Origin of the sequence: Brevibacillus porteri, from assembly GCF_003013475.1 — a bacterium.
GTDB lineage: Bacteria > Bacillota > Bacilli > Brevibacillales > Brevibacillaceae > Brevibacillus > Brevibacillus porteri.
Map to the genome: position 1 here is coordinate 449610 of NZ_PXZO01000001.1, position 19023 is coordinate 468632.

A 19023-nucleotide genomic window follows, 5' to 3' on the forward strand; every position below is an offset into this window, starting at 1 on the left:
TGCAGTATTCATAGAAGCCCCTCCTTAAAATTCCAAATTCACTATTATTATATTAATGTTCATAATAGTAATCAAGAAATATTTTCCACTCATGTTGAATTAACTAAGTGGCTTATGTAAAAAAGCGATAGAATGCCTTGATAAAAATAGCGATTTGTAGTGCAACTAGACCAAAAATAATAACAGCCCAGTCTCTGTTCTTTTTCCATTCCAATACACCTTTCGAGGCACAGATAACGACAAGGCCTACCAATGCTAATAGCTGAAAGAAAGCGACACTTGTCAGTAGTGCTAAAATTCCAATGACAATAACAACAGTTGCAGTCGCTTTAAACCAAAAGGGCTGCTCACTCATACTAACGCCCCATTTCCCTTTTTTGTAAATTTTAACATACACAAGAAAAAAGCCAAGCTTACCAGAATCGGAAGTAGCAGCGAATACGTCCATCGTTTCTTCGATTCATCGAAGGAATGTTTTTTTGTGTGAATTTTTTAGAAAAATTGAAACAAAACAGATTGAGGTTCGAATAATGAATGCGCGAAAGCAAATAGGAACTGACGAGAGGAAGAGAAATGATGAAAAAAGTTACGCACGCTGTGTTCCTCCTGATGGCTGCAAGTATTGTGATGTCATCTACTAGTGGTGCATTGGCAGGGGAGAACAGGCTAGCTTCTACTGCGGAAAAAATAAAAGGAGAGCAAATGACACCCGAAATAAACAAGCTGGTCGAAAAAGGGGTGAAGAAAGCAGCTAGCTTCATCCCTTATTTGAAAGATTATCCTGTTACGGAAGTGGTATTGAAAGACACTCCTTATCTACTAGTGAATAACTATAAGTCTAAAGAAAATAATGCCGAATTCGTTGCCTTGGTGCTCGACAAAAATACGGGCGACCTGCTTGAGTTTGGCAAACACGAGCTAAATAGCCAAAAGAGCCGAACGCTTTACCCGATCGACAAATCGAAAGAAGCAGCTGTTTCCTTTATGAAAAAGTGGTACGGAGAAGACATGGCAGGATACCAACTGGATGGGGACGGGGTTGCGAAAGTTTTCGATGGCCAAACAAATAGAATTCAGTTTGTACGTATGGTCAATGGGGTTCCTTTCACAGACGACATCGTTCAGATACAAGTTGATCACGAAGGGCAAATCACAGGAAAATCCCTTGGCAAACCAATCGAAAAAATCTCCTTCGCCAACTTGGATCAGATCCTATCCAAAGAAAAAGCCGAGAAACAGCTATCCACCTATATGAAATTACGGTATTTCCTCGATCAAGACGGAAAAATATACAAGCTCCTCTACGTCCCAGCTTTTTCTGGTAAGTTGGATGCTGTGTCCGGCAAAGACAGCGTGAATATGCCTTATCATAGTAAAGTGAATGTGAAACCAAAGGGTGCCAGCCAGCCCGTAGCAAAATCCCGTGAAGAAGCACAAGCGTATCTGACTCAGCGTACCGGTTATGATTTTTCGAAAGGAAATGTCTTTTTTGAAGATGTAACTGGTGAAAAACCTGTGATTATCGATGATTTCTGGAAAACAGACAAATGGGAGGGGCGTACGAATTATTCGTGGAGGACTGAAGACGGATGGATTGGGAGCATGTTAATCGAGCCGAAAACAGGTTCAATCGTGTACGATCGTGTCGTAGATACAAGTGTGTCAAAGGCATCTGCCAAAAAATTGACGCAAGAGCAGGCTTTGCAATTAGCCATGAATGAATTAGCAGAGAACGTTCCTGCTGATACAGGCGAGCTGCTATTACTTGAGCCTGGAGAGTATCATGAAAGTACAAATCAATACTCCTTCCATTTTGTGAAGCAAGAGCAAGGGATTCCTGTAGAGGATTGGCGGACGCGTATCTTCATCAGCGGAAGCAATGGGAAAGTCATGGGGATCGATCTCAATGAAAAGGTCGATGGAATGATGTCTGATCCGAAGAAGGCAATCTCCCAGGAAGAAGCAGCGGCCGCTTTACTCAAGAAATATCCATTGCAGTTACAGTATATCTTGCAAGAGGAAGGCAAAGCGTCACTCGTTTATACCCTGCCGAGTTTATTCGATGCAAAAATAGATGCGTTGACGGGTGAGTTTTATACCTACGAGTCCACAGAATAAGAACAAAGAAAGAAGAACCTCCTTTTCTAACGGTAAGGGAGGTTCTTTTCGTTATAAGTATTGGCAAATTAAGTATATCAGTTTGAGTGTTGGCGAAAGGTATATGAAACATTCAATCAGAAAAAATTGATCGAAATATAAGAAAAAACGAAATTGACACAAAATACAAATTTCAGTATGATCACTTTATAAAGTCATTGGAAAAATAAAGGATGAACGAATACGATGCGCAGAACTGGAGATCTGAAACTAATCCAAGAGCTCAATCGCTTTATTATACTCGACACCATTCGCCAGTTTGGGCCCATCTCGCGAAGTGATATCGCCAAAAAGCAGGGCATCAGTCCAACTACAGTCACCTCGGCAGTCAATGAGCTGATCCGTGACGGAATGGTTGCAGAAGATGGAACAGGTGAGTCAAAGGGTGGCCGTAAGCCGATTATGGTTCGCTTCTGTCCAGACGGGAAGTTTTTGATTGGCGTCTCTATTACGAATACAGCGATTACGATTGCCGAAATGAATTTGGAAGCGGCTACAAAGCAAAAGAAAATCTATCCGGTAAAAGCTGGTCTAGTGAGTGACCTGATCATCCAGTATGTGCTGGATTCGATCGAGGACTTTCTCCAGTCGGTGGATGATGTCAGCCGTTGTCTTGGCATTTCCATCATCGCACCAGGGATTGTCGATGCAGCGAGTGGGGTCATCCGATTCAACTCCAAGCTGCGCTTGCATGATGTTCCGTTAATAGACATGGCAGAAAAGCGTTTTGGGCTAAAAACTTGGCTCGACAATGATGCCAATGCAATCGCCCTGGCAGAAAAAAACTTCGGTGGTGGACTGAATGCTAATAATCTCCTGTTTGTCACCGTAGGAGAAGGGGTTGGTTCGGGTCTCGTTGTAAACGGTTCCATCTTCCGTGGAAGTCGTGGTGGAGCAGGTGAATTCGGACATACGACAGTCGATCGAAGCGGGATGCGCTGTGACTGCGGCAACGTTGGCTGTTTGGAAAACTACGTGGCGTGGCCAGCCATTTACTCAGGTATACTGTCCGCCGTTACACGCGGAAAAGAAACGCTCGTCATGGATTTGGCAGACGGAGATATGACAAAAATCACATTTGATGTTTTTCGCCAAGCACTGCATCAGGGGGATCAAGTATGCCAAGACATCGTCGACGAAATCGCTTCGTACATGTCGATCGGTATTGTGAATCTGGTGAATTTGTTCAACCCGAGTCTGATCATACTGGGTGGAGAAATGATTCGGGACAATCAAGTGTTGTTTGAGCGCATCCAAAAACAAGTAATGGCTCAAGCAATGGGGACGATGGTCGAAGGGCTGGAATTCCGTCCAACGGTACTGGGAGCTGATTTCGAGGTCAAGGCTGCTGCTGCTGTTTTGTTACAAGATGTTTTTCACTTCAGCTTGTAACATCTTTTTTGCAAACTTTATTTGGTCATTGGAAAAAGAAAGTCAACCCATCAAAAATCGTTGAAAGGGGGCGAGTCGAAAAGGGAGCGTGTCGTGCTTGGCAATATTTTGGGGGTATAAAGAGGAGAACGTAAATCGAGGAGGGATTTCTGATGAAGAAGTTGGTTTCGATTGCAATGGCTGCTCTCTTGGTAGCAGTGGCAGGATGTTCGGGCGGCGGACAGAGCTCCGCACCAGCTGGAACGACTGGCAGTGCTGCTTCAGGTGAAAAGGTAACGCTCACATATGCGCTGTGGGACAAAAACCAATTGCCTGCGATGGAGGAAATGGCGAAAAAGTTTAACGAAAAGAACCCGAACGTGGACATCAAAATAGAGCTAACGCCTAACAAGCAATACTGGACAAAGATGGAGGCAGCCGCAACGGGTGGCACCTTGCCGGACATTTTTTGGATTAATGGTCCACGTATCATAAAATACGCAGCGAATGACATGCTCTTGCCGCTTACAGATCAAATAAAGGCAGATGGCATCGATCTGAACAATTATCCGAAAGCTCTCGTTGATCTTTACACCTACGATGGACAAAACTACGCGCTACCGAAAGATTTCGACACCATTGGCCTTTGGTACAACAAGAAGCTGTTTGACGACGCAAAAGTACCGTATCCAGACGAAACTTGGGATTGGAACAAGCTGAAGGAAGTAGCAAAGCAACTGACTGATGAGAAAAAAGGCGTTTGGGGAATTGCAGCACCTCCTTATGGACAGGACGGCTTCTATAACACGATTTATCAAAACGGTGGCTACATCATTTCGGAAGACAAGAAAACGTCCGGCTATGACAAACCGGAAACGATCGATGGCCTCAAGTTTTGGACAGACCTGATCAACGAAAAAGCATCGCCAACAGCAGCGCAATTGTCGGAAACAGAGGCAACACAGCTGTTTGAATCAGGCAAGATCGCGATGATGTACAACGGATCATGGATGGCATCCGCTTTTAATAAGAATGAGTATACAAAAGACAAAGTGGACGTGACGTATCTTCCAAAAGGGAAAGAGAACACAAGCGTCATTCACGGCCTGGGCAACGTGATTTCGGCTAATACCAAACATCCGAAGGAAGCATGGGAATTCGTGAAATTCTTGGGTTCGAAAGAAGGGGCAGAAATCCTGGCAAAATCGGGTGCTGCGATTCCGGCATTTAACGGAACACAGGATACATGGATACAATCCATGCCGAACTTTAATCTGAAAATTTTTATTGATCAGGCAGCTGTAGCGAAACCGTATCCGATCTCGAAGGACACGGCAAAATGGGCCAAGCTGGAAACAGAACTCATGACCAAGGCTTGGGCTGGACAAATGAGCGTAGAGGATGCATCCAAAGAGCTCGCGCAAAAAATGAACGAAATGCTTAGCCAAGAATAAAAGGTCCATGATGGATGGCTTCGTATCATGGACGAGGCCATCCTTTTTTGAAAAGCTTATGTAAGGAGGGAATGAATGCGATGAGCAGCCAGTTGCAGCCTGAAATGCACGCCGCCGTCCAGCAAAAAACGAAAAGATCGTTGAATCGCATGAAGAGAAGTGATTGGTTCTGGGCGTATCTCATGATTGCTCCGACATTGATCGGGTTGAGTGTCTTCTACTTATGGCCGATTGTACAAACCATTTATTTGAGCTTTACCAAATGGGGAGGATTCGGCAAGTACAAGTGGGCTGGCTTACATAATTACGAGTTGTTGTTCAAGGACCCTTACTTGTGGATCGCGCTGAAAAACACGCTGATTTATACAGTGATCGCAGTTCCTGTCGGTATCGCTATCTCCATTTTTATCGCTGTGCTGCTTAATCAGAAAATTAAGGGGATTACGATTTATCGCACCCTGTACTTCCTGCCCGTTGTGACGATGGCGGCAGCGGTGGCGATGGTGTGGAGATGGTTGTACAACGCTGATTACGGTCTCATCAATTATTTGCTGGGCTTGGTAGGCATTGAGGGCCCACGCTGGATATCTGATCCCGCTATTGCTTTGTATGCGGTGATTATCGTTGCCGTTTGGAGCTCCATCGGATACAACATGGTGATTTTTCTGGCCGGCCTGCAAGGCATCCCGAGAAGTTATTACGAAGCAGCAGAAATTGACGGCGCAGGACCGGTTCACATGTTTTTCAAGATTACGTTGCCGCTGTTGACTCCTTCCATCTTTTTCGTCAGTATCACTTCCTTGATTGGGGCTTTTCAGGTATTTGACCTGATTTATCTGATGCTTGGAAGCAAAATGGGCAATCCTGCGACTGAGCAAACGCAAACGATGGCGTACTTGTTCTTTACCAATGGATTTGAATCAGGGAACGGTGGCTATGCGGCCGCGGTTGCCGTCGTGCTTCTGGTGATGATCCTGATAGTCACGGCTATTCAAATGAAATTGCAGAAAAAATGGGTTCACTATGATTAATCAAAGCTGAACAGACGGGAGGGATATGGAATGAGTGTTTATACGAGTCGGAACAAAATGGGCAAGAAGTTGTTCATTCATCTGCTGTTGATTGCAGGTGCTCTCGTGATGGTTGCGCCATTCATCTGGATGGTTCTCACTTCGCTCAAGTCACTGGGCGAATCAACACAGGTGCCTCCGGTCATTTTGCCGACCAAGTATCAATGGGAGAACTACACCCATATTTTTGAGATGCTGCCGTTCTTGGATTTTTATTGGAATACCGTGATCACAACCTTGGCGAAGGTAGTCGGGCAAGTATTCCTTTGCTCACTTGCAGCGTACGCATTCGCGCGAATTGAATTTCCAGGGCGAAACGCCTTGTTCATCCTGTTCTTGACCGTTTTGATGGTGCCAGGTCAGGTGTTTCTGCTCCCTCAATTTATGATTATGAAAGAGCTCGGCTGGCTGAATACGTTGACAGCATTGATTGTACCGGGCTTGTTCAGTGCATTCGGCACGTTTCTACTGCGTCAGTTTTTCATGTCGCTGCCAAAAGAACTGGAAGAAGCGGCGAAGCTCGATGGCTGCAACCATTTTCAGATTTACTGGAGAATTATGCTACCGCTGGCGAAGCCTGGCTTGATCGCACTCGCCATTTTCGTAGCGCTGTGGTCTTGGAACGACCTGATGTGGCCGCTGATCGTCAACAGCACGCCTGATAAAATGCCGCTCTCTGCTGGCTTGGCGTACTTGACAGGCGAGCACACCAATTTGACGAACTACCCGATATTGATGGCGGGCTCCGTTCTTGCCATTTGGCCGATGATTATCGTCTTTATTTTCTTGCAGAAGCATTTTGTCGAGGGAATTACCCTAACTGGGTCCAAATAGTCATTTTCGAAAAAAGGAGTGAAACCATTATGCATCATGTTCTGGTAATCGGAGCAGGCACCATGGGGACTGTTCACGCAAAATCGTATGCTGCCATGGAAAACGTCAAGCTGGTCGGGATCGTCGATATCCGCAGCGAGAGAGGAAAAGAGCTGGCAGCCGAGACAAAAACGGAATGGTTTGAGAGCTATGAAGAAGCTATGGAAAAACTGGCGCAGGTCGACATCATAGATGTGTGTTTGCCTACGTACCTGCATAAAACTTATGTAAAAAGGGCAGCGGATGCAGGCAAGCATGTCATTTGCGAAAAGCCGTTAGCTCGTGATAAGGAAGAAGCTCGTTTTATCGTTGATTATTGCCGGGAGCAGAACGTCAAGCTGTTCGTCGGACACGTCCTGCGCTTTTTCCCAGAGTACGAGAAGTCCCGTCAGCTGGTTAATGACGGCGCGATTGGCAACGTTGGTGTGGCACGTACGTTCCGCGGTGGTATCTTCCCGACAGCGTGGAACGACTGGTACGCCGACTACAAAAACAGTGGCAGCCTTGTTTTAGATATGATCATTCACGATTTTGACTTTTTGCGTTGGTGCTTCGGGGATGTGGAGCGTGTGTACGCGAAAGGCTTGCTTGGCCGAGGTTTTGCCCGGATGGATTACGCACTGGTTACACTTCGCTTCAAGAACGGCATGATTGCACATGTGGAAGGCTCGTGGGCACATGAAGGCTTCGCGATGAAAATGGAGCTGGCAGGAAAGGAAGGCATCATTGCCTACGACAGCTCGAAGGAAAAACCGTTAGTGGCGGTTAATCGCTCGAAGCAAGCGGGCATGAGCGGAGTCGCAGTTCCGGAGAGTCCGTTGCGTGAAAACCCGTATTTCAGAGAACTGAAGCATTTCATCGAATGCATCGACCGTGATCTGGAACCACTCGTGACGGCAGAAGACGCCGTGAAAGCGGTAGAAATCGCTCGTGCTGCGCTTGTGTCAATCGAAACGGGTAAACCCGTAACTTTGGTGTAGGAGGGGACTGGACATGAAACTCGGAATCATCAGTGTTGCACATATGCATGCATACAGCTACGCAAATGCGGTTGCGAAATTAGATGGGGTTCAATTGGTCGGGGTAGCAGACGAGGATGAAGTGCGCGGAAAGGCGGCGGCTGAAACGTTTGGCGTTCCGTTCTTCTCCGATTATCATGAGCTGCTCGCAACGGATATCGATGCGGTCATCGTCACCTCGGAAAATGCCAAGCACCAAGAGCATACGTTAGCTTCAGCGAAGGCTGGCAAGCACATCTTGTGCGAAAAACCGCTGGCGACAACAGCAGAGGCTGCTCAAGAGATGATCGACTTTTGCCGCGAACAGGGCGTCATTTTGCAGACGGCATTCCCAGTGCGATTCCATCCGGCTGTCGTGCGAGCAAAGCAATTGGTGGAGCAAGGCAAAGTCGGACGTATCATGGCGATCCGCGGTACGAACCGTGGACAAAATCCTGGTGGCTGGTTCGTCGATCCGGAAAAATCCGGCGGAGGTGCAGTGATCGATCACACGGTTCATGTTGTTGATTTGATGCGCTGGTTCATGGACTCTGAAGTGCGTGAGGTTTATGCGGAGGTAGACAGCAAGTTTTCTGATACACCGATTGATGATTGCGGCATTTTGACCATGGAATTTGAGAACGGAGTTTTTGCCACACTCGATTGCAGCTGGTCTCGCAACAAGGCCTTCCCGACATGGGGTGACGTGACGATGGAAATTATCGGGACAGAAGGCACGATCTCGCTCGACGCTTTTTCTCAAAAGCTGGATGTCTATTCCAATGAAAAAGGCTTGAAGTGGGTCAACTGGGGCGATGACATGGACAGTCAATTGGTCAAAGATTTCGTCACCAGCGTGCGTGAAAAGAAAGCACCGTCGATTACTGGTGAAGACGGCTTGCGAGCGGTGGAAGTAGCACTCGCAGCTTATCAATCTGCTGAACAGAAGCAACCAGTCGTATTACGCTAGGACGGTGAATAAAGCATGAGTGTACGTGTAGGCATGATCGGCGTAGGTGGAATCGGGCAGCATCATTTGAAAGGCTTGTTGACGGACGAAAGGGTAAAGGTCGTTGCAGTGTGCGACGTGAACCATGAGGCGGCTGCAGAGACTGCTGAGCGCATTGGTGCGCATGGCTACACCTCTTGGCGTGAGCTATTGGAGGTAGAAAAGCTGGATGCTTTGTTTGTGTGCGTCCCTCCTTTTGCACATGAAGAGATTGAGGAAACGGCGGCGGCGAAAGGCATTCATCTGTTTGTGGAAAAGCCAATTGGGCTGGACATACAGAAAGTGAACGAAAAGCAAGCGGCGATTGAAAAGGCAGGGATTATGACTGCAACTGGCTATTGCCTGCGCTATCTCGATACCGTGCAGGAAGCGAAAGCGTACTTGGAGGGCAAGTCGATTGCACTCGTCCGCGGCCATTATTTGACCAAGTTCGTCACGACGCCTTGGTGGAGGGAAATGGGCAAGTCAGGTGGACAGCTTGTCGAGCAGGCGACACATACGCTGGACATGATGCGGTATTTGGCAGGAGATATCGAGAAGGTCTATGCGCAGATGGCCTTACTCGTCTCGCGTGACATTCCAAACATCGATATTCCAGACGTGACTTCCATCAGTATGGTGTTTCAGTCAGGGGCGCTAGGACATCTGGATACGTGTTTCATCCAGCAGGATCACCGTACGAATGTAGAAATCTTGGGCAAAGATTTCCGCGTCATGATTGACGGAAAGAAAGTAGTGATCATGGATGATGAGGGAACACGTACGAAAGAGAGCACGGTGGATATGTACGTGGAGCAAGATCGGGCATTTATCACAGCGATTTTGACAGGGGATCGCAGCTTGATTCTGTCGCCGTATGAATCAGCAAGAAAGACGCTAGAAGTAACGTTGGCAGCGAATCAATCGGCACAAGAAGGAAAGCTTGTCGCTATTTTGAGAAAAGGGGAGTGAGCAACATGGCTTTTCAAAAGGGAATTAATGCGTGGTGCTTCCCAAAGGAAACAAGCGTGCAAGAAATGTTTCGCCAGGCGAAGGCGAATGGTTATCAAGGGGTAGAACTAAATTTGGACGAGGGAGATGCTCCCTTTCATCTAGAAATGACAGAGCAGGAATTAAAGGGCTTGGCGGACGAGGCTCGTGAACTAGGATTGGAGCTGCCAAGCGTCTCTACGGCCCTTTTATGGAAATATCCGTTGACACACAATGAGGAAGCGATCCGCGAGCAAGGCATTTGTGTTGTCGAGAAAATGATAGAGGCGGCAAGCATTTTTGGCTCACGGACCGTTCTCGTCGTCCCAGGTCTCGTGACAGCTGAGGTGTCGTACGAAACGGCCTACGAGCGGGCGCGTGAAGCATTGCAACGCTTGGCAAAGAAGGCGGAGCAGCATCAGGTATACATCGGGGTAGAAAACGTGTGGAACAAGTTTTTGCTCAGTCCACTGGAGATGGCCCGCTTGATCGATGAAGTAGACAGCCCTTGGGTAGGAGCGTATTTTGATGTAGGCAACGTGCTGCAATTCGGTTTTCCTGAGCAATGGATTCGCATTTTGGGCAAGAGAATCCGAGCTATTCACGTCAAAGATTTCAAGACGTCGACAGGCAACATCACAGGTTTCGTGCCGCTGCTTGCTGGCGATATTCCATGGAACCGTGTGGTGGAAGCATTGCGTGAGATCGGGTACGACGGCTACATCATCCCGGAAATCTCGCCTTACAGCCAGTTGCCTGAGCAATTGATCGCGCATACGTCCCAAGCGTTGGACGCCATTTTTCAATCGTGAATGGACAGCAAGGATGTGAAGCGTAAGATGAATCAAGACAAACCATATGCCATAGGGATTGATCTGGGTGGTACCAAGATCATAGTAGCGATTGTCGACCAGCATGGCAACATCCTCAGTCAGGCGAACGCAGCGACTCAAACAGAAGAGGCAGCGCAGACAGTCATCGGTCGTATCGGTGATTTGGTGCAGACTGTCTTAGACGATAGCGGCATCCATCTCTCTCGCATTCGCGGGATCGGGATTGCAACTGCGGGAATTATTGATACACAGCGCCAAATGGTCATTTTTGCGAGCAATCTAAACTGGAGCGATGTGCCGATCGGCGCGATGCTTCAGGAGCGGTTTGGCGTAGCTGTGCAATTGATCAATGATGCCAATGCAGCAGCGGTAGCAGAATGGGCGTTTGGAGGTGCAAGAGGCACGAAAGACTTGATCTATGTAACGGTCAGTACGGGTGTTGGTGCTGGCATTATTAGTGGAGGACGGCTGATTACAGGTGTTGGCGATAGTGCCGGGGAGTTCGGGCATATTTCGCTTGATCCCGAAGGACCGTTGTGCGTGTGCGGGAATAGAGGATGCCTGGAAAATTACACGTCTGGGCTGGCTTTGGCAAGTAGAGCCAGGGATCAGCTTCTACAGGGTGTTACCAGCTCGTTGCTCGTTGAAAATGGGAATGACCTGAGCAGGATAACGGCTAGAGAGGTTGGAGAGGCAGCGGTTCGGGGAGATTTACTCAGCATGACCTTGATGAAGGAAGCTGGTTATTATCTCGGAGTCGGGCTGACCAATCTGATCCATCTGTTCAATCCGCAGGTGATTGTCATTGGTGGTGGTGTGATGAAGAACGGACAGCTACTGCTTGCGGAAGCGAAGAACGTCATTCGCGAGCGCTCTATCTCCCGGATGGCAAACCAAGCGAACATCCAGTTGACTACAATTGGAGCGGAAGCAGGTGTGCTCGGTGCAGCAGGCATGTATTATCCGTCCGAGCGTGAAATGGTTGAGGTTTAATAGAATGAGAGTTGTGGGGGCCGATGCTTGAATACATCGGCTTTTTCCTATGAAAGCGGACATAGAAGCCTAGACCTAGATTCTTTTCTTTTGGTAAAATATAGATTGGAAAAATTTTCGCATGAATAGAGAGAAATATACGGAGGGGTACCATGGCAGAAGCCAAAACAGCAAAAGCAGCGAAGAAGCCAGGATTTTTCAAAGAACTCATTACTTTTTTGTTTGTAGTTGCCTTAATCCTCGGAATTGCCAGCGGTGCTATTTTCTATTTATCTGGGAAAAATCTTGATGATTTACTAGGTGCGCGACCTGTAGCGAAAAAGGAAGTGAATCAGCCTGCAACTACTCCTGCACCCAAAAGTCCGGCGTCGACAGATCAAGAAGCGGGCACAAATCAGCGTTCAAACGCTGTAGCTGTTTCCTCTGAGGGAACTGGTGCAACGGACGTGGCAATGCCAGCGGCTTATCCCGTCGAAACGCCAGGCCAACAAAGTAATGAGGGAGGACAGGTAGCACGAACCGAACTTCCTACTGAAAAGGGAGCACTCAAGGGCACGATTACGTGGCAATATAACGATTTTGTTGGGACGAAGCCGGATGTGAATGCAAGGATTTACCTCATTCCTACTGACTTTGATAAAAATACGATTACAGATCTGGAAGAGGGTATGTTTGCGTATGATACCATTGCTCCAAAAGGCTCGGGATTGTATGCTGCAAAAGCAAATGGGTATGGAAATTACGAGATCGGCAACGTGCCTGCTGGGGAATATCATATCTTAGTAGTGTCAAAACAAACCATTCGAAATGTGCAGGAACCTGTAGATGACCTTACTGCCTATACGTTAAATCCGTACGTTAGGGATTGGGAAAATTTCGAAGCCGCTACGTTTTTGTTGTATAAACATGTACTTTCAAAAATTACGATTGAAGAAAACCAAACGCTCGATTTTAGCCACGATTTTGGTAATACCTATATTTAAGCTTGTTTTGGCCTTTAGACTCATGGGGTTTTCCCCCGCGATTCATGTATCATAAAACTATGGCACGTTTTGGCAGGAAAAACAGGTCAAACGTAATAGAAATTGTGGGTAAAGGGGTCGCAGCATGAAGGGAAAAAACAAAAGCATCATGATCGTCATGGCTCTGGTCATCGTCTCATTGCTGGGATACGCAGGCTATCGATTCTTTGGTCCTGTGACACTGGCGGAAGGGTATTTGTATGAAGACGATACACGCATGCTATACACGAGTGTCACGGTGAATAACGAGAAAGTAAACGTTGAAATGAAGGATTCCATCGTCGAAGCAGAAGACAGCATCCCTGTTCTGAAAACTGAGTCGATCTTGCTGGAGGGAACGTTGGAGGGTGAGAAGCTGACTCTCAAAAATCCGGCAACTGGTCAGGATATCATCGGCACAGTGAAGGGTGATGAGCTCCAATTTGACGGCCTGCTTATGGAAGAGAATAAAGGACTGACGAGTCTTGTTGCCACAAACAAAAGCGCGTACGAAAGCAAATTGGCGACATTAACCAAGCGCATCAACGAAGAAGCGGAAGTAAAAAAGAAAGAAGTAGCAGAACAAAGAGTCAAAGAAGCATCACGTGTCGACTTCGCCAAAAAAGTAGAACAGACAGGAAAGCTAGAGGCTGATCTGATTGAAACGGCAAAGTATTTGGACGAGCTGCAATTTACGGATGAAGCGCAGTTTTCAAACGATCAAATAGCGGAGCTGCAAAGACTGTTGGAAGAGATTCGTACCTATTCGACGCAGCCAGGCTTGAGCAAGATGGAATTCGAGGTCATGCAAGGAACGCTGGGCAGTATGAAGGTGTTGGTCGATGGGATGAACACGATGGATGGCTCGATCCAGGATAAAAACAAAAACATGCAGGAAATGATCGCCATCATGGAGACCGACATGAAGGATATCCAAACGATATGGGCGGAAATCAAAGCGAGCGTGCCGGATGCCGAGAAACGGGAAAAAGCAATCCATGCGGCAGTCAAGACGGCGAATGATTCAATCGCGCAGGCGAAGCAACGCCAAGGCTCGGTAGACAAAAGCGGACAAGCTAAAGTGAAAGAAACCGCGAACAGTCTGTATCAACAAGCGGTGAATGTACTGAATCAGACAAAAGCAAAGTATGGTTTTTAGACAGGAACAAGGCTCTCATTTGAGAGCTTTTTCCCATTTGGGCACCCTTGTCGTTTTCAGGTCGAAAAAATTGTATTATTCTTATAGTATTACTAAGGGATAATCACAAGGCAAATTTTCCAGGAGGAGTACGATGAGCGTCTACCAGAACATTACCGAATTGATTGGAAATACGCCGATTGTTCGACTGAGGCGCATGGTTCCTGAAGGAGCAGCAGAAGTTTTTGTGAAGTTGGAGAAATTCAATCCGTCCGGAAGTGTGAAGGACCGCGCTGCCTACAATCTGATTTTGACGGCTGAGCAAGCGGGACTGATCCAACCGGGGGATACGATCATAGAGCCGACGAGCGGAAATACCGGAATCGGCTTGGCGATGAATGCCGCAGCAAAAGGCTATCGCGCGATTTTGGTCATGCCTGACAATATGTCGAAGGAACGGATCAATATATTGAAAGCGTATGGGGCAGAGGTGGTATTGACACCGAGCGAGCTGAGAATGCCGGGGGCGATTGCCAAAGCGCAAGAGCTGCAAAAAGAGATTCCGCGCAGCTTTATTCCTCAGCAATTCGAGAATCAGGCGAACCCGGACATTCATCGAACGACGACAGCTGAGGAAATTTTTACGCAAACGAATGGTCGACTGGATGCTTTTGTCGCCACTGCTGGGACAGGTGGAACGATTACCGGGACAGGCGAAGCGTTGCGGGAAAAGCTCCCAGAGCTGTATATCGCTGTTGTCGAACCAAAAGGCTCCCCGGTTCTGTCTGGCGGAAAGCCTGGTCCACATAAACTGGTCGGTACGAGCCCTGGTTTTGTTCCGCAAATCCTGAATACAAACATTTATAATGAAATCATTCAAATCGCAGACGAAGACGCCCTACAAAGCATGAGGCAGCTTGCAGCGTTGGAAGGGATTCTCGTCGGCCCGTCATCGGGTGCCTCGGTCTTTGCTGTCATCACGATTGCGAAAAGGCTGGGAGTGGGTAAGCGGGTCGTTTGCATTGCGCCTGACACGGGGGAGCGGTATTTGAGTATGAATCTTTTCTAATTAGGAGAAAAGGCGATGAGCAACGAAAAACACGCGCTGATCATTGGGGCAGGCTTGAGCGGGCTTGCATCAGCGCTTGCCTTGAAGCAAAAGGGGTGGCAAGTGACGCTTTATGAGCAGGCACGGGAGCATAAAGGAATCGGTGCTGGAATCGTTTTGGCTGCCAATGCGATGAAGGCATTGGATAAGCTGGGAGTTGGACAGGAAGTACGCGAGCTTGGGGCAGCTGTCCGTTCAGCAAGGATTCGCGACTGGAAGGGAAATTTGTTAGTCGAGCTACCTGTCACGGAACAAGCAGAACGGTACGGGGCTGACAGCTACTTGATTCATCGGGCTGATCTACAGCAGGCTCTTTTGGCGAAAATCTCAACACATGAATTGGTTTTAGGCAAGCAGTTCGTTTCTTTTTCTCAAAAAGAAGCAAGGGTTCAAGCCGCTTTTGCAGATGGGTCAAGTACACATGGGGCGATTCTGATCGGAGCGGACGGGATTCATTCTCATGTACGGAAGAGACTGTTCGGTGAAGAGTCGATGAGATACTCCGGGTACACGGCGATTCGCGGGATTGCTACTTACCAAGACCCTCGTTATCCACTGGAGTCAGGAGGCGGCTTTGAAGCATGGGGCAGGGGGATTCGTTTCGGGTTTTCCCATATCGGCAACAATCGAATTCATTGGTTTGCCGCCATCAATGCACCTGAGGGAGAAAAGGATGGACCGCTGGGCCGAAAGCGAGAGACTTTGCGCCGACTGGATGGCTGGTATGAGCCAGTACGTGCAGTGATTGAGGCGACAGAGGATGCAGCCATCTTGCGGCATGATATTTACGATCGTGCACCACTCAGGAGATGGAGTGAGGGTCGAGTTACATTAGTAGGCGATGCGGCCCATCCGATGCTGCCGAATCTGGGGCAAGGAGCGGGGCAGGGAATGGAAGACGCACTTGTGCTGGCCAGATGCTTGGCAGAAGCCGATGCGGACTCGGACTCGGCTTATGCTTTGCGTATGTATGAAGAGAAACGGAAGAAGCGGGCGAATGCGATTGTGAAAGGTTCGCGCTTAATGGGGGCAGTCACCCAGTGGGAAAATCCGCTGGCCATCGCGACCCGTCATTTCCTGTTAAAAACGATTCCTGCCCGTATCCAGAGCAGAAGACTGGACTGGATTGTTGGACACGAAGTGTGAATACGGCGGCAGAAAAAAGGCAAGGTGCATGAGGCCCTTGCCTTTCAACTTTGTCCGCTTATTGATGACGTGCCTGATAGGCCAGCAACGCTGCAATGAATAACTGACCGGTTTGAATCATGGAGCGCTCATCGACATCGAATTTGGGATGATGATGCGGATACGTCGCCTGAATCTCCGGGTTGCGCCCACCGACCATGAAGAAGGTAGCGGGGCGTTCTTGGGCAAAGTAAGCAAAGTCCTCTCCGCCCATGCCAGGTGGGATTTTCAATACACGCTCCTCACCAAAAATCCGCTTGGCTTCTGCTACAAAAAGCGGAGTCTCGGTTTCATCGTTCCAAGTAGCTGGGTAGCCGCGTTGGTACATGATTTCGCAAGTAGCGCCGACTGCCTGGCAACTGGCTTCCACGATACGTTTCAGAGATTGCTCAACCGCGACTCTCACTTCCTCGTCATACGTGCGGACGGTCCCCTTTAGCTTTACTTGATCAGGAATGACGTTAAACGCTTCGCCCCCGCCCACGAAGGAGCAAACTGACAGAACGACTTGTTTCAGCGGATCTACCTGACGGCTGGCAATCTGCTGCAAATTCATGACAACCTGACTGCCCAATACGATTGGATCAACGGAGGTATGAGGATAAGCACCGTGTCCGCCTTTTCCGTACAAGACGATCTCGAAGCTGTCTGCTGCTGCCGTAATGTAGCCATGACCGATCCCGACAGTGCCTACGGGAAGCTCGGAGGCGACGTGCGCGCCATACACGACATCGACTCCCTCGAGGCAACCCGCCTCCACCATGGCTTTGGCGCCACCAGGTGGCAGCTCTTCCGCGAACTGATGCAGAAATACCACATTTCCTGGGAGCTCATCGCGAAACTCGCTCAACACTTGTGCGACTCCCAAAAGTCCTGAGGTATGTATATCGTGACCGCAAGCATGCATAACGCCTGGAATGCGGGACTTATACGGTACTTCTTTTTCATCTTGAATGGGCAAGGCGTCGAAGTCAGCCCGCAACGCAACTGTTTTTCCTGGCTTTCCACCCCGCAAGAGACCGACAACACCCATGCCGCCGACACCGGTTTGTACTTCTATACCAAAAGAAGCCAGCTTGTCCGCAACTTTCTTCGCTGTGTTTTCCTCCTGAAAGGAAAGCTCGGGATACATATGCAAATCACGTCTGAATGAAACAAGCTCTGGATAAATCTCCTGCAGTCGGGCAAACCATTTTTCTTCCATCGAACCCACTCCTTTTTCCTAGGGAAAGAGATTGGTATTTCGTATTCGTCTTATTATAAAAATATTCCGAATCATAATTCAATGTATGATTTTGAGAACTATAATGAAGCGAAATTCATATTATGTAGACATTTCCAGTAGAAATCTCTAGAATATTAGAGAGACATGTTCAAAAGGTCGTGTTTTTAGTACAACTGCGTCATCCACAGACGACTTTTTGAACAGATAGATTGAGGGGATTATGACGAGTTCACATCCAAAAAATCCTAGAGTACTACTCATTATGCTCGTTTCTGGTATCCTTGTTTTGATCTTGACTTGTGTAAGCATCGCGATTTCCTATTTCAATACGATTCAATCCGTCCGACTCTCCATTGCGAATCAAAGCATGAAAGCTGCTTCGGTGGTAGCAGACAGTCTAGATGTTGACGCGTACCAGGAGTTTTTACGAAATCCGGTAAAAGAGACCCCCGCCTATAAACGAATCGAACAGCAATTGAATCAAGCACGTGAGCAGTTCGGTCTGCTGTATTTATACACGATTCAAGTCAATGAAGACAGGCAGAGTGGTCGCGCGATGATCGTTGCAAGACCTCCAAGTGCGCAGCAAAATTTTGATATCGGTATGCCTATTATTCTATCTTCTGAGCACATTCAAATGATTTACGAAGGATCATCAGCGTACTACTCAGATATTATCAGAGATCCAGATTACGGGGTTTACATGTCTGCGGGTGCGCCGCTTAGAGATAGAGAAGGAAGAATCATTGGAATCATCGGAGTAGATACAGACGTAGCCATCGTCGAGGACATTGGAAATGATGTCGTTCGTAACAGCATTCCTGTTTTTGCGATTCAAGGTTTTTTTGTCGTCGTACTGATCTTCCTGGTTCTTTGCATGGAACGCTGGTACCAACGCGCCATCAAGGCAGCAGTTGGCGAGACGGAAGAAACCTATCAGGATGAATTGCGCTCAGTCATTTGTTCGATGCGCTCCATACGCCATGATTTCGTCAATCACATGCAAGTGCTGTACGGATTGATCGAATGCGGATATTATCCAAAAGCACGAGATTACGTGCAGTCGCTGCTGAAAGAAACCAAGCTTCTGGACCTCACCGTGAGGTTTGCGAATCCTGCCTTAATGGTATTGCTTCACACGAAATGGGAGCAGGCTAAATCCAAACAAATCGTAATGCAATTTGAAGAATGTTCTGATCCAATCGATAGTATTCCTTCCATTGATCTGATCAAAATTTTATCGAATCTGATTGATAATGCGATTGAAGCGGCTGAATTAGCGGATGGGGAAAAGCGAATCAGCATTTATTTTTGCTGTAATGAAGAACATATTATTTTCCAAGTGGAAAATACAGGACCGGAAATAACGCCAGAACAACGTGCACGTATTTTCGAGAAGGGCTATACAACGAAAACAGAGAAAAAATGTGGCTCGCGTGGAACGGGTCTGACGATTGTAGATTCAGTTGTTCACAAGTACAAGGGGAAAATTGAGGTTGGGTCGGAGCGGGGAATCACGAGATTTACCGTTTGGTTGCCAGTGAAATAGGCAAGTAACGAAAACGATTCTAGGATGATAAAGAAAAAGCCGTCAATGATTTGACGGCTTTTTGCTTTTGGTGCGCCCAGCATGGGCGAT

Annotated in this window: 17 protein-coding genes; 15 read left to right on the forward strand and 2 right to left on the reverse strand. The window is 47.7% G+C overall.

Translation table 11 applies throughout. The features are described from left to right. Positions 1-112: 112 nt before the first annotated feature. On the reverse strand, positions 113-448 hold the full coding sequence (locus tag C7R92_RS02120) for a hypothetical protein (protein ID WP_244195614.1): 336 nt from the start codon (positions 446-448) through the stop codon (positions 113-115). Positions 449-573: 125 nt separating this feature from the next. Between C7R92_RS02120 and C7R92_RS02125 the strand changes: the two genes are divergently transcribed. From C7R92_RS02125 to C7R92_RS02190, 14 genes are all read left to right on the forward strand, one after another. Further along, positions 574-2118: a YcdB/YcdC domain-containing protein gene (locus C7R92_RS02125; protein ID WP_146147596.1), complete on the forward strand. Its 1545-nt coding sequence runs from the start codon at positions 574-576 to the stop codon at positions 2116-2118. A 225-nt stretch (positions 2119-2343) separates the two neighbouring features. Beyond that, a complete protein-coding gene (locus C7R92_RS02130; RefSeq protein WP_106833054.1) occupies positions 2344-3549 on the forward strand; it encodes an ROK family transcriptional regulator in 1206 nt (401 codons plus the stop codon). 152 nt (positions 3550-3701) lie between these two features. Next, entirely contained in the window at positions 3702-4982 is a 1281-nt protein-coding gene (locus C7R92_RS02135) for an ABC transporter substrate-binding protein (protein WP_106833055.1), read from the forward strand. Between the two features lie 71 nt (positions 4983-5053). Then, positions 5054-6013, forward strand: coding sequence for a carbohydrate ABC transporter permease (locus C7R92_RS02140; RefSeq protein ID WP_106833056.1), 960 nt, complete (start codon positions 5054-5056; stop codon positions 6011-6013). Between the two features lie 30 nt (positions 6014-6043). After that, a complete protein-coding gene (locus C7R92_RS02145) occupies positions 6044-6886 on the forward strand; it encodes a carbohydrate ABC transporter permease (protein WP_069845520.1) in 843 nt (280 codons plus the stop codon). Positions 6887-6915: 29 nt separating this feature from the next. After that, positions 6916-7905, forward strand: a complete 990-nt coding sequence (locus tag C7R92_RS02150; protein ID WP_106833057.1) for a Gfo/Idh/MocA family protein — start codon at positions 6916-6918, stop codon at positions 7903-7905. Between the two features lie 13 nt (positions 7906-7918). Next, a complete protein-coding gene (locus C7R92_RS02155) occupies positions 7919-8893 on the forward strand; it encodes a Gfo/Idh/MocA family protein (protein ID WP_106833058.1) in 975 nt (324 codons plus the stop codon). Between the two features lie 15 nt (positions 8894-8908). Beyond that, a complete protein-coding gene (locus C7R92_RS02160) occupies positions 8909-9883 on the forward strand; it encodes a Gfo/Idh/MocA family protein (RefSeq protein ID WP_106833059.1) in 975 nt (324 codons plus the stop codon). Between the two features lie 5 nt (positions 9884-9888). Continuing rightward, the gene (locus tag C7R92_RS02165; protein ID WP_106833060.1) at positions 9889-10713 is read left to right on the forward strand and encodes a sugar phosphate isomerase/epimerase family protein; all 825 of its coding nucleotides are present in this window, start codon (positions 9889-9891) and stop codon (positions 10711-10713) included. A gap of 27 nt (positions 10714-10740) precedes the next feature. Then, positions 10741-11727 carry an ROK family protein gene (locus C7R92_RS02170; RefSeq protein ID WP_106833061.1) on the forward strand — a complete coding sequence of 329 codons (987 nt, stop codon included), beginning with the start codon at positions 10741-10743 and terminating at the stop codon, positions 11725-11727. A gap of 152 nt (positions 11728-11879) precedes the next feature. Continuing rightward, entirely contained in the window at positions 11880-12710 is an 831-nt protein-coding gene (locus C7R92_RS02175; RefSeq protein WP_106833062.1) for a hypothetical protein, read from the forward strand. A gap of 124 nt (positions 12711-12834) precedes the next feature. Then, a complete protein-coding gene (locus C7R92_RS02180; RefSeq protein WP_106833063.1) occupies positions 12835-13887 on the forward strand; it encodes a hypothetical protein in 1053 nt (350 codons plus the stop codon). A gap of 133 nt (positions 13888-14020) precedes the next feature. Beyond that, a complete protein-coding gene (cysK, locus tag C7R92_RS02185) occupies positions 14021-14935 on the forward strand; it encodes a cysteine synthase A (RefSeq protein ID WP_106833064.1) in 915 nt (304 codons plus the stop codon). A gap of 15 nt (positions 14936-14950) precedes the next feature. Then, positions 14951-16120 (forward strand): FAD-dependent monooxygenase, encoded by a 1170-nt coding sequence (locus C7R92_RS02190; protein ID WP_106833065.1) that lies wholly within the window; start codon positions 14951-14953, stop codon positions 16118-16120. Between the two features lie 58 nt (positions 16121-16178). On the opposite strand, the gene C7R92_RS02195 is transcribed toward C7R92_RS02190, so the two are convergent. Next, entirely contained in the window at positions 16179-17363 is a 1185-nt protein-coding gene (locus C7R92_RS02195) for an amidohydrolase (protein ID WP_069845512.1), read from the reverse strand. A 283-nt stretch (positions 17364-17646) separates the two neighbouring features. Here C7R92_RS02195 and C7R92_RS02200 point away from each other — a divergent pair, with 283 nt between their 5' ends. Continuing rightward, the gene (locus C7R92_RS02200; protein WP_244195615.1) at positions 17647-18933 is read left to right on the forward strand and encodes an ATP-binding protein; all 1287 of its coding nucleotides are present in this window, start codon (positions 17647-17649) and stop codon (positions 18931-18933) included. Positions 18934-19023 lie beyond the last annotated feature (90 nt).